General features: G+C 74.4%; 10 protein-coding genes. 9 read left to right on the top strand and 1 reads right to left on the bottom strand.

All coding sequences use genetic code 11. The features are described from left to right. Positions 1-4: 4 nt before the first annotated feature. The gene (locus FB474_RS03760) at positions 5-880 is read right to left on the bottom strand and encodes an FAD binding domain-containing protein (RefSeq protein WP_141787433.1); all 876 of its coding nucleotides are present in this window, start codon (positions 878-880) and stop codon (positions 5-7) included. A 279-nt stretch (positions 881-1159) separates the two neighbouring features. Between FB474_RS03760 and FB474_RS03755 the strand changes: the two genes are divergently transcribed. From FB474_RS03755 to FB474_RS03715, 9 genes are all read left to right on the top strand, one after another. Next, complete coding sequence (locus FB474_RS03755; RefSeq protein ID WP_141787432.1) at positions 1160-2065, top strand: alkaline phosphatase family protein; 906 nt, start codon at positions 1160-1162, stop codon at positions 2063-2065. A gap of 432 nt (positions 2066-2497) precedes the next feature. Next, positions 2498-3226, top strand: a complete 729-nt coding sequence (locus FB474_RS03750) for a glycosyltransferase family 2 protein (RefSeq protein ID WP_246092032.1) — start codon at positions 2498-2500, stop codon at positions 3224-3226. Next, positions 3219-4499 carry a glycosyltransferase family 2 protein gene (locus FB474_RS03745; RefSeq protein WP_141787431.1) on the top strand — a complete coding sequence of 427 codons (1281 nt, stop codon included), beginning with the start codon at positions 3219-3221 and terminating at the stop codon, positions 4497-4499. Before FB474_RS03750 ends, FB474_RS03745 begins: the two co-directional genes overlap by 8 nt. Then, the gene (locus FB474_RS03740; RefSeq protein WP_141787430.1) at positions 4496-6754 is read left to right on the top strand and encodes a phosphotransferase; all 2259 of its coding nucleotides are present in this window, start codon (positions 4496-4498) and stop codon (positions 6752-6754) included. Before FB474_RS03745 ends, FB474_RS03740 begins: the two co-directional genes overlap by 4 nt. After that, complete coding sequence (locus FB474_RS03735) at positions 6751-8619, top strand: hypothetical protein (RefSeq protein WP_141787429.1); 1869 nt, start codon at positions 6751-6753, stop codon at positions 8617-8619. The genes FB474_RS03740 and FB474_RS03735 overlap by 4 nt, the downstream gene beginning before the upstream one ends. Then, positions 8616-8951 (top strand): hypothetical protein, encoded by a 336-nt coding sequence (locus tag FB474_RS03730; protein WP_141787428.1) that lies wholly within the window; start codon positions 8616-8618, stop codon positions 8949-8951. Before FB474_RS03735 ends, FB474_RS03730 begins: the two co-directional genes overlap by 4 nt. Continuing rightward, complete coding sequence (locus tag FB474_RS03725) at positions 8948-9751, top strand: polysaccharide deacetylase family protein (RefSeq protein WP_141787427.1); 804 nt, start codon at positions 8948-8950, stop codon at positions 9749-9751. Before FB474_RS03730 ends, FB474_RS03725 begins: the two co-directional genes overlap by 4 nt. Continuing rightward, entirely contained in the window at positions 9748-12447 is a 2700-nt protein-coding gene (locus tag FB474_RS03720) for an HAD family hydrolase (protein WP_141787426.1), read from the top strand. The genes FB474_RS03725 and FB474_RS03720 overlap by 4 nt, the downstream gene beginning before the upstream one ends. Further along, positions 12441-13490 (top strand): GNAT family N-acetyltransferase, encoded by a 1050-nt coding sequence (locus tag FB474_RS03715; protein ID WP_141787425.1) that lies wholly within the window; start codon positions 12441-12443, stop codon positions 13488-13490. The genes FB474_RS03720 and FB474_RS03715 overlap by 7 nt, the downstream gene beginning before the upstream one ends. The last annotated feature ends 7 nt before the right edge of the window (positions 13491-13497 follow it).

The following is a 13497-nucleotide window of genomic DNA, read 5'->3' as shown; positions in this document are numbered from 1 at the left end:
GGCCTCAGGCCTCCTCTCCGCGACTGCGCGCGATGGCGGTGCGCAGCACGCGACGGACCAGCTCCGCCACGAGCGCGCGCTTGTAGTCGGCGGGCCCGCGCTGGTCGGTGGTCGGCGAGCACTCCTCGCTGGCCCGGACCGCCGCGAGCTCGATGCTCTCCTCGTCGGCGGCCCGCCCCCGGATGGCGTCCTCGGCGCCGCGCACCACCGAGTGCGCCGCGCCCACGGCCGCCAGCCCGATGCCGACCTCGGCGATCGTGTCGCCCTCCAGCCGGACCACCGCCCCGGCCGAGGCGATCGGCCAGTCGCCCGCGCGGCGCTCGACCTTGCGGTAGCTGCTGCCCGTGCCCGGGCGGATCGGCACCCGCACCTCGGTGAGGATCTCGTCAGGCGCGACGACGGTCTCGTACGGCCCGGTCACCAGCTCGCGCACCGGCACGACGCGCTCGCCGCCGGCGCCGCGGATGACGACCTCGGCCCGCAACGCCCCGAACGCGGCCGACAGGTCCTCGGCGGGGTCGGCCTGGCACAGCGACCCGCCGACCGTGCCGCGGTTGCGCACCGCGGGGTCGGCGATCACCTGCTCGGCCTCGTGCAGGAGGCGGAAGTGCTCGCCGACCACCGCCGAGGCGAGCAGCTCGGCGTGACGCACCATCGCGCCGATGCGCACGGCGTCGGCCTCGACCCGGATCCGCTGCAGGTCGGTCAGCGCGTTGATGTCGACCAGCACCTCCGGCGAGGCGAGCCGCAGCTTCATCAGCGGGAGCAGGCTGTGACCACCGGCGATCAGCCGGGCGCCCTCCCCGTGGCGCTGCAGCAACGCGATGGCCTCGTCCACGGACGAAGCCCGTTCGTACTCGAACGGTGACGGCACCTGCATGGGGGTCCTCCCCTACCGGCTCGACGGGGTCACGCGGACAGCGGTGCGCCGGCCGCGGCTATGCCTGCCTCCGCTCGGACTCATCGTGTGTCTGCGCGACCTCCCCGACAGGGACGTTTGTCCCGGGCGCCCCGGTGCGACGGAGCGGCAGGTGGCCGGGCCCGACGTCACGGATTCACAGGCGCGGGCCGTCGTCGCCCGGCCCGGGACGGACGTAGCCTCGAACGAGGGGCCGCACACCGACCTCGTCGGACCACCAAGCCATCTGGGGAGGGCCCCATGACCGTCGCGCCACGTCCTGTCCGCGCCGCAGCGACCCGGACCGCCGCACTTGCCTCCCTGCTCGCCGCCTGCGCCATGCCCTCCGCCGCCGGGGGTGTCCAGCACACCACCGGGGTGGCGGAGCGACCGGCCGCGTCGGCCGCCGCCGCTGGGGTGCCCCGCCCCGCGCACGTCGTGGTGGTGGTCATGGAGAACCACTCCTACGGGCAGATCATCGGGGCCTCCGACGCCCCGTTCATCAACGGCCTGGCCAGGTCCGGCGCCCTGCTCACCCAGTCGTATGCCGTGGCGCACCCGAGCGAGCCCAACTACCTCGCGCTGTTCTCCGGGTCCACCCAGGGGCTGGGCGACGACTCCTGCCCCCACACCTACACCGGCGCCAACTTCGGCAGCCGCGTGCTGGCGTCGGGGCGACGGTTCGTCGGCTACTCCGAGGACCTGCCCGCCACCGGGTTCACCGGGTGCGACGCCGGCTCCTACGCGCGGCGGCACAACCCCTGGGTCAACTTCACCACCGTCCCCGCCGGTGCGAACCAGCCGTTCAGCCAGTGGCCGGCCAACCCCGCGGCACTCCCGGCGCTGGCCTTCGTGGTCCCCAACGTCGCCAACGACATGCACGACGGCAGCATCGCCACCGGCGACCACTGGCTGGCCACGCACCTGGGCTCCTACGCGGCGTGGGCCCGAACCCACAACAGCCTGCTCGTGCTGACGTGGGACGAGGACGACGACAACGCTGCCAACCACGTCGTCACCGTGGTCGTCGGGGCCGGGGTCCGGCCCGGGCACTACGCCGACCACGTCAACCACTACCGCGTGCTGCGCATGCTGTCCGACCTGCTGCGGGTGGCGCCGGTGGGGCGTGCCGCGTCGGAGCCACCGCTCACCTCGATCTGGATGTGACCCCTCATAGGAACGGTCGTCGTTTATGACGCCGGTGCCGTACGCGCATTGCTTGAGTGCGGATCCGCGGAGCCGAACAAGACTCGCTGGTGACGGGGGCATCAGAACAGCTCGGCGACCCACACCGTCCGGCTCCCGCCAGCGTCCGGCCACAAGCCCCGGACTGTGAAGACTGCATTTGCGCGAGCGCAGCCAAGACTTGTCGGGCTGCGGCTCACTCCCCGGATGTGAGGAGAGACTCCGGTGGACCTGCCGAACACCGCACACACCACCCAGAACGGGGCATCGGGCACCCACGTCACCGCTGCCCCCGCTACCACGGCCGGGGCATCCCCCTGGTCGACCGAACCGGCGACCCACGCCGACAGCCCCCTGCACGCCACGACGCCACTCGGCCCGGCCCCTGCCCCCCGGGCCCTGACCGTGAGCCTGGTGATCCCCGCCAAGAACGAAGCGCGCAACCTCGCGTGGGTGCTCGGCGAGATCCCCGACTGCGTGGACGAGGTCGTCATGGTCGACGGCCGCTCGGAGGACGCCACCTTGCTGATGGCCTCGATCCACCGACCCGACATCCGCTTCGTCGCCCAGTCGGGCACCGGCAAGGGCGATGCGCTGCGGGCCGGCTTCGCGTCCGCGACCGGCGACATCGTGGTGATGATCGACGCCGACGGCAGCATGTCGGCGCGGGAGATCCCGCACTTCCTGCACTTCCTCACCCACGGCTACGACTTCGTCAAGGGCTCGCGGTTCATCGCCGGTGGCGGGTCGCTGGACATCACCGCGTTCCGCCGGACAGGCAACTGGGCGCTGCTGCAGCTGGTGAACACGCTGTACGACGCGAACCTCACCGACCTGTGCTATGGCTTCTGCGCCTTCCACCGCCAGTTCCTGGACCTGCTCGACCTGACCGCGGACGGGTTCGACATCGAGGCCCAGATGACCGTGCACGCGCTGAAGGCCGGTCTCCGGATCGCCGAGGTCCCCAGCCTGGAGCTGCCCCGCCGCAGCGGTCGGTCCAACCTCCACGCCATCCGGGACGGCAACCTCGTCCTGAGGAGCGTGCTGCGTGACCGTCAGCGCCGCCACCGGGCACGCCACGCCCTGGACCTGCTGCACCTGCCCTACTCCGGACGTCGTCAGCTGGCCACACACCATGGTTGAACCGCTCCTCGTCGGTGACCTCGACCTGGACGCGCCACTGCCCCACCTGCCCTCCTCGCCGAGGCACGCCGGCACGCGGCTGCTGGCCCGGCTGCACACCCGGCCCATGGGTGAGGTCGACCTGCGCTGGGACGGAGCGGGGCTGGCCCCGGACGAGCTCGCGGCCCGGGCGTGGCCCCAGGTCGCGGACCGCGTCCGCGAGCACCTTCGCTCCGAAGGGGCGTCGGTCCCCGACCGGCTGCCCGTGCAGGGGCTGGCCCCGGACCACGCCCCGGGGTGCCTGGAGGTCCGCTCGGCGCCGGGGCAACCCTCGATCACCGTGGTGGTGGCGACCCGCGACCGCACCGCGAGCCTCGAGCGCACCCTGGCGTCGCTGGAACGCCTGCGCTACCAGCGGTTCGACGTCGTCGTGGTCGACAGCGCCCCCTCGAGCGCCGAGACCCGGCTGGCGCTGCAGGCACGCAGCAGTCCCTTCGCCCTGCGGTACGTGCACACCAGCCGTCCGGGACTGGCGCTCGCGCACAACACCGCCCTCGACCACGTCACCGGGGACGTCGTCGCGTTCACCGACGACGACGTCGAGGTGGACCCGTGGTGGCTCTCCGCGGTGGCGGAGACGTTCGCCGACCAGGACGTCACCTGCGTGACCGGCCTGATCCTGGCCGCCGAGCTCGAGACGGCCGCCCAGGTGTGGGTCGAGCAGGCGGGCGGGTTCGCCCGCGGGTTCGAGGAACGCCGCTTCAGCCTGACGCGACCGAGCCCTGACCCACTGTTCCCGTTCACCGCCGGCCGGTTCGGCTCCGGCGCCAACATGTCCTTCCGCACGGGCTGGCTGCGGGACCGGGCCGGGTTCGACCGGGCCACCGGTGCCGGGACCCCCGCCCGGGGCGGCGACGACCTGACCGCGTTCTGCCGGGTGGTCCTCGACGGTGGCGTGCTGGCCTACCAGCCGGCCGCGATCGTGCGGCACTGGCACCGGCGGGACTACGCGGGGCTGCGCCGCCAGTCCTTCGGCTACGGGATCGGGCTCGGCGCCTACCTCACGTCCACCGCGTGGCGGCAGCCGTCCCTGGTCGCGCAGATGGCACGGCGCGCCGTGCCCGCCACGGCCCACCTGCTGGCGCACGACTCGCCGAAGAACCAGGGCAAGCGCTCCGACTTCCCCACCGAGCTCACCTGGCGTGAGCGCGCCGGCCTGGCCCTCGGGCCGCCCGCCTACCTGCTCAGCCGGTGGCGCTACCGGTCCACGACTCCCTGGGGGGCACCCCCATGAGCGTGGGCGTCATCCTCGGCCTCGGCCGGCGTCGCGCATCGGCCCAGTGGAGCCAGCCCGTCTACCGCGCAGGATGGCTCCTGGCCGGCGGGTCGGTCGTCACGGCCGTGGCCGGTGTCGCGTTCTGGCTGTCCGCCGCCCACCTCTACCCGCCGGAGGTCGTCGGCGCCAACTCCTCGCTCATCTCGGCGATGATGTTCCTTGCCGGCGTCGCGCAGCTGAACCTCATGAGCGCCGTCCTGCGCTTCGTGCCCGCCGCCGGCGCCAGGGCCGGGCGGCTCGTGCTCGGCTTCTACGCCGTCGCCCTGACGACGAGCGCCGTTGCCGCCGCCGTCTTCCTCATGGGCCTGGGCACCTTCGCGCCCGCCCTCCGCCCGCTCCTGTCCTCCCCACCACAGGCGTTCTTCTTCGTCGCGGCCACCATGGGCTGGACGCTGTACGTCCTTCACTGCTCGACGCTCGTGGCCGTCGGCCAGGCCGGGGCGTCCACGGTCGCCACCCAGACGTTCAACCTCGGCAAGCTCGTCCTGCTGCTCGGCTTCGCGGTGGCGGTGCCGGGGGCCGGCGTCTGGTTCTCCTGGACCGTCTCCATGGCCGTCGTCCTGGCCGGGGCCGTCTGGTACTACGCCGCCCGCGCATACCCGCGGTTCACTGCCCTCCCGCGCGCCGTGCCGGCCACGGCCCCCACGCTGCGCGAGCTGGTGCGCTACGTCGGCCCCGACTACCTGGCCGCCCTGGCCTGGATCGCCTGCACCACGCTGCCCCCTATCCTGGTCATCAACCTCACCGGCCCGTCCCACGCGGCGGTCTTCGCACTCGCCTGGTCCATGTGCTTCGTGCTGCTCAACGTCCCCGCGTCGTTCGGCCAGTCCCTGGTCGCCCACGGCCCGCTGGAGCCGCACCGGCTGGAGGAGCGCCACCGCAAGGTGCTCACCTACTCCCTGGGCATGGTGGTCCCGGCGGTGACGGTGCTCGTCGTCCTCGCGCCGTGGATCCTGCGGCTCTTCGGGTCGTGGTATGTCGAGGTGGGGACCACCACGCTGCGCCTGCTGGCCCTGGCGGCGGTGCCCAACTGCGTCGTGGCGCTCGCCGTCAGCCGGGCGCGGGTGCAACGGCGGATGACCGTCGTGGTCGGGACGATGGCCACCCTCAGCGTGGGGGTGCTGGGGGGCACCCTGCTGGCCGTCCCCCACGTGGGTATCGCGGGCGCCGGGTTCGCGTGGCTCGTGGCCGAGTCGGTCGTGGCGGCCTGGGTGGGGCTGCGGTGGGTCGGGCCCCACCTCGTGGCTCCCCCGTGGCCCACCGTGCCCCGCCGCACCCGCCGCCGCGCGGTGCAGGCCGTCGCGGCGGACGGCTGGACCCCGGAGCGGACGCTGCGGTCGGTGTCCGACTCCTCCGTGGTCCTCCTGCGCTCGCCGTCGTCGTCGGCGGCCCTCAAGGTCGCCACGGGCGAGGGGGGTGTCAGGTCCCTCGCCGCGGAACGACGCGTCCTGCAGCAGCTTGCCGCCGACGAGCGGCTCGGCTCCTGGCGCCGCATGATCCCCACGGTCCTGGGCGGCTGGCAGGACGCCCGCGGTGGCTACCTGCTGCTCAGCCGCCTGCCCGGGGCGCCTCCGGACCAGCACACGCCGGGGCGCCTCACCCACGAGGCCCTCTGCGCGCTCGCCCCCCTGCACCGGCTCGAGTCCTCCATCGTCGCGGTCGACTCGCGGCTGCTGGACCGGTGGGTGGGGGCACCGGTCGCGGCCCTGGCCCGGGCGCTGCCCGACGGCGAGGTCGTCCGGTCGGGGCTGCACGACCTCGAGCGGGTGCTGCGGTGCCGGCTCCAGGGACGGTCGGTGACCCTGGGCTGGAGCCACGGCGACCTGCACCCGGGGAACCTGCTGGTCTGGCCCGACGGCGTGGTGCGGGGGATCCTCGACTGGGGTGGGGCCCGGCCGGACTCCTTCCCGGCCCTGGACCCCGCGCACTGGCTGCTGACCACGGCCGCGGAGCACGGCCACCGCGCCCTGGGCAGGGAGGTGGCCGAGCGGCTGGGCCGCGGGGAGTACTGGCACCGCGGCGAAGCCGAGCTCATCGGGTCCGCCGCCTGTGGCCACGGCCTGCCGGACGAGTCCCTGCTGCTCCTGACCTGGCTGGCCCACGTGCACATGAACCTGCAGAAGTCGGCCCGCTACGGCGCGAGCCCGCTCTGGTCGCGGCGCACCGTCCTCCCGGTGCTGCGCGCCGTCCACGAGGGTGGGGTGACGCGGTGACCGGCAAGCAGGCCGAGGGCGCCTCCCTCACGACGCCCGGCCCCCCGGCCTCGGCGCTCCCCCCGGGGGCCGTCGTGGATGCCCCCACCCGGTCGCGCCGTCGCGTGCTGCCGCTCCTGGGCCAGCTCCTGCCGCTCGGCCTCGCCCTGGCCCTCTGGCTGAGCTCCTTGCGCCGGGTCGACCTGCGGGGGATGAGCGACCTGGGACTGCTCTCGGTCCTGCCGCTCACCTATGGCGCTGCGCTGGGGCTGGTGATCGGGACGCTGGCTGTGCTCATCCACCAGGGGTCCACCCGGCCCGTGGTGCTGGTCGCCTACTTCGTGCTGCTCATCGCGATCCTGCACGCCACCCCGGCGATCCTCTACGACTCGTTGCGCTACGCCTGGGGGTGGAAGCACGTCGGGGTCGTTGACTTCATCCTGCGCCACCACGCGGTGGCCCCCCGCATGGACAGCCCCTTCTCGGCATACCAGTCCTGGCCCGGCTTCTTCGCGCTCAACGCCCTGCTGGTCAAGGTGTCCGGGCTGGGCAGCGCACTCTCCTACGCGGCGTGGGCACCGCCGGTCGTCGAGCTCCTGGCCCTCGGGCCACTGAAGCTGCTGTTCACGACGCTCGCCCGGGACACCCGCCAGGTGTGGCTGGCGCTGCTGGTGTTCTACCTCGGCAACTGGGTCGCCCAGGACTACTTCTCCCCCCAGGCCTTCGCCTACCTGCTCTACCTGGTGTGCCTCGTCGTCTGCCTGCGGTGGCTGCCGGCGGCGAGGGCCGGCACCCCGCTGCCGCGTTGGCGGCGCTGGATGGGCGAGACGCTGCCCGGGCAGGCCACGGGTGCGCCGGTCCGGCGCCGGGAGCTGCTGGCGGTCGTGCTCCTCCTCGCCGGCGGCATCGTCACCAGCCACCAGCTGACCCCGTTCATGCTCGTCGCCGCCCTGTGCGTCCTCTGCCTCGGGCGCCACACCGGCCCGGCGTGGCTGCCGGTGGTGGTGGCCGCCATGACCGTGGCGTGGGTCGCGTTCATGGCCACGACGTTCCTGCGGGACAACCTCTACTGGATCATCGCCTCGATCGGGCAGCTCGGGCAGAACGCCCAGACCGGCTTCGTCGACCTCAGCCACGCCACGCTCGACCAGAAGCTGGTGTCCTACGCCTCGCGTGCCCTGACCGCGCTGGTCGGCCTGTGCGCGGTCGCCGGCTGGTTCCGGCTGCGTCATGCGCGCCAGCCCCACCGGGTCGCGGGCCTGCTGGCGGCCACGCCGGTGACCCTGCTGGCGGCCAACAGCTACGGCGGCGAGATGGTCTTCCGCGTCTACCTGTTCGCCCTGCCGTTCCTGGCCCTGCTCGCCGCGGGCCTGGTCTACCCGCGGACCGCCCGCACCGGCGGCGCGACGGCGATCGCCGCACTGGCGATCACGATGTCGATGCTGTTCTGCGCCGCGTACTACGGCCGCGAGCGCGCCAACTACTTCACGCCGGAGGAGGTGGCCGCCTCGACGTGGCTGTACGCCCACGCGCCCAACCGCGCGATGCTGGTCGGCGCCACGGCCGACTTCCCGTGGGCCTGGACGCACTACGAGACCTACGACTACGCCTTCCTCGAGGACCTCCCGCCCGCGCAGCGCCGCACGATGGTGAGCTCCCCGCTGCCGGCCGTCGACGAGGCCGTGGTGGAGCGCCGGGGACCGGTCTACGTCGTCCTGACGCGCAGCCAGGTCGACTCCGTCCGCTACACCGGCGTCCTGCCGGACGGAGCCGTCGCAGCCGTCGGCGCAGCCCTGGAGCACGCGCCCGGCTACCACGTCGTCTACCAGAACCGCGACGCGGTGATCTTCGCCGCAAGCCTGCCTTCCGCGGGAGGTGCCCGGTGACGGCCCTGACCGGGCGCCCCGCGCTCCTGGCCGTCGTCCTGGGGTCGTCGGCCGCAGCCCTGGCCTGCACCTTCGGGCTGGTGGGCCAGCCCTGGCGCGCGCCGCTGGTGTTCTGGTTCGTGGGCGTGGTCCCCGGCCTGGCCCTGCAGGGGCGGCTCGGGATCAAGGACCCGCTGGCCCGGGCCACCCTGGCCGTCGCCGTGAGCGTGGCCCTGGCCGCCCTCACCTCCGAAGCCCTGGCGATCGCCAGCCTGTGGTCGCCGACCGCGCTCGTGCTGCTCCTGGCCGTGGTGAGCATCGCGGGCTGCCTGCACCGGCCGGTGCCCCGATGAGCCCGGCCCTGACGGGTGCCGGCCCGGTGCCGATCCTGCTGTACCACCGCGTGGGCCCCGAGCCCTCGAGCTGGATCGCGCCGTTCAACGTGGCAACGGAGACGCTGGACCAGCACCTGGCGCTCGTGGAGGAGTCCGGGCGCACCCCGGTGACCGTGTCGAGGCTGTGCGACGGGATGGCGGGCCGGGCCTCCCTGCCCGAGCGTCCCGTGGTCATCACCTTCGACGACGGCTTCGCCGACACCCTCACGCTGGCGGCTCCCCTGCTCGCCCGGCACGGGCACGTCGCCACCGTGTACCTCACGAGCGGGTTCCTGGCGGCCAGGAGCCCCGGCGGTGACCTGATGCTCGACTGGGCCCAGGCCCGCGAGCTCGCCGCCCAGGGGCACGAGATCGGGGCGCACAGCGTCACCCACCCCCAGCTCGACCTCCTGTCAGCGCCCCTGGCGCGAGCGGAGATCCAGGTCAGCAAGGCCCAGCTCGAGGAGGGCCTGGAACGGCGGATCCGCTCCTTCGCCTACCCCCACGGCTACTCCAGCCCGCTCGTCCGCCGCAGCGTGGTCGAGGCGGGGTTCGACTCCGCCTGCTCGGTGAAGAACGCCCTGTGCAGCCCGCACGACCCGTTGTTCTCGCTGGCCCGCCTGACCGTCGCCGCAGACACCCCCGCGTCGACGGTGCGCCAGTGGCTCGGCGGCGAAGGGGCACCCGTCGGGCTGCGCGACGACCGCGCGGCCGCGCGGGTGTGGCGCGCGTGGCGGCGGGCCCGCGCGATGGCCCCTGCCCCGGTGGGGCGGTCGTGAGCGCCGACCTCAGGACCCCGCTGCCCGTCCCGCACCGGACCGGATCCGACGGCGCCCTCCTCGTGACAGACCTGCTGCTGCCGGCCGGCACCCTCGCCGAGCTCCTGACCCGGGCACTGGAGTCCGGGGACTGGCTCGACGCCTACCTCGCCGCGGCGGGGCTGACCCAGCTGGTCGACGACCACTGCCACCCTGACCCGCTGCAGCTGCGACGAACCGCCGACTACCTTGCCGGGCAACGCTCCCGCGCTGCGAGGTGGGGCGCAGTCACTGCCGGCACGGCCGCCGACCTGCTCCTGCGCGGCCGGAATGAACACCTCGACGGGCTCACGGACGCACGGGCAGCCCTGGCCGAGCTCGTCCTGAGCCTCGCGGCGCAGGTCCTGCAGCCGCACCGCGAGGTGGACCGGCGCCGCCTGGCCGACCTGGCCGGGGTGGCGGCCCGCAGCACCGGCTCGCTGGGCAGCGACGTCGCCCGTCCGCCCGCTTGCTTCCGCGGCTTCGACCAGCACCCCGACGACATGCGACTCCTGGCTCGGGCCTGGCTCGACCACAGCGGCCAACCTCCCGGGCCGGTCTGCGTCGTCGGGGTACGCACCTCCGGCAGCTACCTGGGCCCCCTGCTCGCCGCGGCACTGTGGGCCGAAGGCGCCCCCCGCCCCGAGGTGGTCACCCACCGACCGCCCCGGCCCTTCCTCCAGTGGGAGCAAGACGTCCTGCGCGACACCGTTGCCCGCGGCGGGTTCGTGCTGGTCTGCGACGACCCGCCGGGCTCCGGATCCACCCTGGCCGGCACGCTCCGGGCTGTCAGCGGCGCCGGCGTGCCGGGGGCGGCGCAGGTGCTCGCGCTGTCGGTGTTCGGGGACCCGCCGGAGCTCCCGTCGGCCCTGCACGCCCGGGAGGCGGTCCTGCTGCCCGGGCCGGCATGGAGCGTGCACCGCCGGCTCGAGGAGCACTGCGTGGGCGTCGAGCTCGCCCGCATGCTGGGGGCCCGCTGGCGCGTGGGCACCGTGCGCCGGCTGGGGCCGCCGGGCGCACCCGGGGGGCGCGGACACCTCCGGGCGCGCTACACCGTCGACCTGCTCGACCGGCATACCGGCAGGCCGGAACGACGGGACCTGCTCGTCGAGGGGGCGGGGATGGGCTACCTCGGCCGCCAGGCCCTGGCGGTGGCGGACGCGCTGGGCGACCACGTGCCGCGCGTCTACGGGTTCTCCGAGGGGCTGCTGTACCGCGACTGGCTGCCTGACGGACCGGGCGCCGGCGAGGACCTGGCCGGGGCCGGGCTGGTGGCCTCCTACGTGGCCGACCGTGCTCAGGCGCTGCCCGTCGGCGCCGACCCGACCCCGGGGCTGCGCGGCCGCGACCCGGTGTGGGAGGTGGCCGCGGAGCTGCTCGCCCGTCCCTACGGTCCGGCCGCCCCGGTCGCCCGGACCGTGGTGCTGGAGCCGCTGACCCGCCGGCTGCTCGCCTGCGACCACCCGAGCGTCGTCGACGGCGCCACGGAGCTGGAGCGCTGGCGGCCCAGCACGGGATCCGGCGGCTTCCGCAAGGTCGACTTCCACCAGTTCGCGTTCAGCAACACCGAGCTGAGCTGCTACGACCAGGTCTTCGACCTCGCCGGCGCGGCCGCCGCCGCGAGGTCGCCGGCATTCGAGGCCACCCTGCGCCAGGCGTGGGAGGCGGGCACCGGCCGCCGGGTCGACGCCGAGCGCTGGCTCCTGTACCGGCTGACCCACGTCCACCGCCTCGTTCGCGGTGGCGCCCTGACGGCCGACCGCGCGGCGCAGAGCGGCGCCGCAGCGGTCCACGACTACCTCGCCGGGTGCTACCTGCCGGACCTGGCTCCCCCGGCCGGCGGGCCATGGGTGGCGGTCGACCTCGACGGCGTCCTGGAGACCGACCGGCTGGGTTTCCCCGCCTCCTCCCCCGCCGGTGTGCTGGCGCTGCGGGCCCTGCGGGCGCACGGCTACCGCCCGGCCCTGGTGACCGGACGCAGCCTGGACGACGCCAGGGACAGGGCTGAGCGCCTGGGCCTGGCCGGCGCCGTGGCCGAGTACGGCATGGCCACCTGGGACCCCCGCACCGGCCGGGAGGTCGACCTGCGGGACGCCGCGGCACGTGAGCTGATGACTGCCGTGCGGACGGAGCTGCAGGCGCGCGGGCTGGAGGTGGATGCCGGGCACCGGTATGCCGTGCGGGTGCGCCAGGACGGTGGCCCCCTCCGCGGCGACCTGGCGCGGACCATCCCGCTCCTGCGCGAGCCGGACGTGCGGGTCGTCCAGGGAGAGGGGCAGACCGACATCGGCGCCCGGGCGCTCGACAAGGGCACGGGACTGGACCACCTGATGGCTGGGGGCGGGGCACGGTGTGCCCTGGCTGTCGGCGACTCCGCCAGCGACCTGCCCATGATGGAGCGGGCCGTGCTGGCACGGGCGCCGCGCAACGCCGACGCGCGGGTTCGCGCCGCGGGGGTGCCCCTGACCCGGCACGCCTACCAGCTCGGCCTGCTCGACGCCTGCGCCCAGCTGCTCGGTCACCGCCCCGGTGACTGCCCTGCCTGCCGGCCCCCGGCCTTCCCGCCGCGCACCCGGGCCATGCTCGCGGTGCTCGGACTTCCCGAGGGCGGGACCGGCACGGTTCCGGTGCGGTCCCTGCAGCTGCTGGCCGTGCTGGCGAGGAGGACCCCATGGTGACGGTGCGCGAGGTGACGGTGCCCGCACCCCGGGAGGCGTGGGTGGACCTGCTCCGCCGCAGCACAGAGGCGACAGTCACCCAGACCCCGGAGTGGCTGGACTGCATCTGCGCGACCGGTCCCTGGACCGACGCGAGCCGGCTGTACCGCTTCGACGACGGGCGGGAGGTCCTGCTCCCGTTCGCCCGGCGTCGGCACCTTCCCGCGGCCCTTGCGGTGGAGGGCTCGTGGCCGTTCGACTGGAGCACGGGCGGCCCGGTTGCCGACGGCCCGGTCACGGTGGCCCACACCCGCTCCGTGTTCGAGGACCTGCTCGAGCACCGTGCCCTGCGGCGGACGGTGCGGCTGGGCGCCCTGGCCGACCCGGCCTGGCGCTGCGCACCGTCCGCGTTCCACCGCGAGACCCAGGCCATCTACACGCTCGACCTCTCCGGCGGGTTCGACCACGTCTGGGGCACCAGGTTCCAGCCCAGCGTGAGACGGGCGGTGCGCAAGGCGGAGCAGTCGGGTCTGCGGGTGGAGGTCGACCGCGCCGGCCGGCTGGTCGGGGTGTTCAACGAGCTGTACCGGGCCTCGGTGGCCCGGTGGGCGGAGGCGCAGCACGAGCCGCAGCTCCTGGCCCGGTGGCGTATGCAGCGGGCCAACCCTCCGCACAAGTTCCAGACCGTCGCCGAGCGGCTCGGGGACCGCTGCTCGGTATGGGTCGCCTGGCAGGACGAGCACCCGGCCGCCGCGCTGATCGTCCTGCGCCACGGCACCCAGGCCAAGTACTGGCGCGGTGCCATGGACCGGGAGGTGGCCTCGCCCACGCGCGCGAACGACCTCCTGCACCGCCTCGCGATCGAGGACGCCTGCCGCTCCTCCTGCACCCACTACAGCATGGGCGAGGCCCGTCCCGGCTCCGGCCTGGCCAGGTTCAAGGCGGGGTTCGGCGCACGGGAACACTGCACCGAGACCTACCGCGCCGAGCGGCTGCCGCTCACCCGCATCGACCAGGCAGCACGGGTGGCCGTCAAGCGGGTGCTGCGCTTCGAGGACGCGTGACCGCGGG

This window comes from Oryzihumus leptocrescens (assembly GCF_006716205.1).
In the GTDB taxonomy this organism is placed as follows: Bacteria; Actinomycetota; Actinomycetes; order Actinomycetales; family Dermatophilaceae; genus Oryzihumus; species Oryzihumus leptocrescens.
Note: the sequence above shows the minus strand (reverse complement) of the source record. Positions and strands in the feature narration are given on the sequence as shown.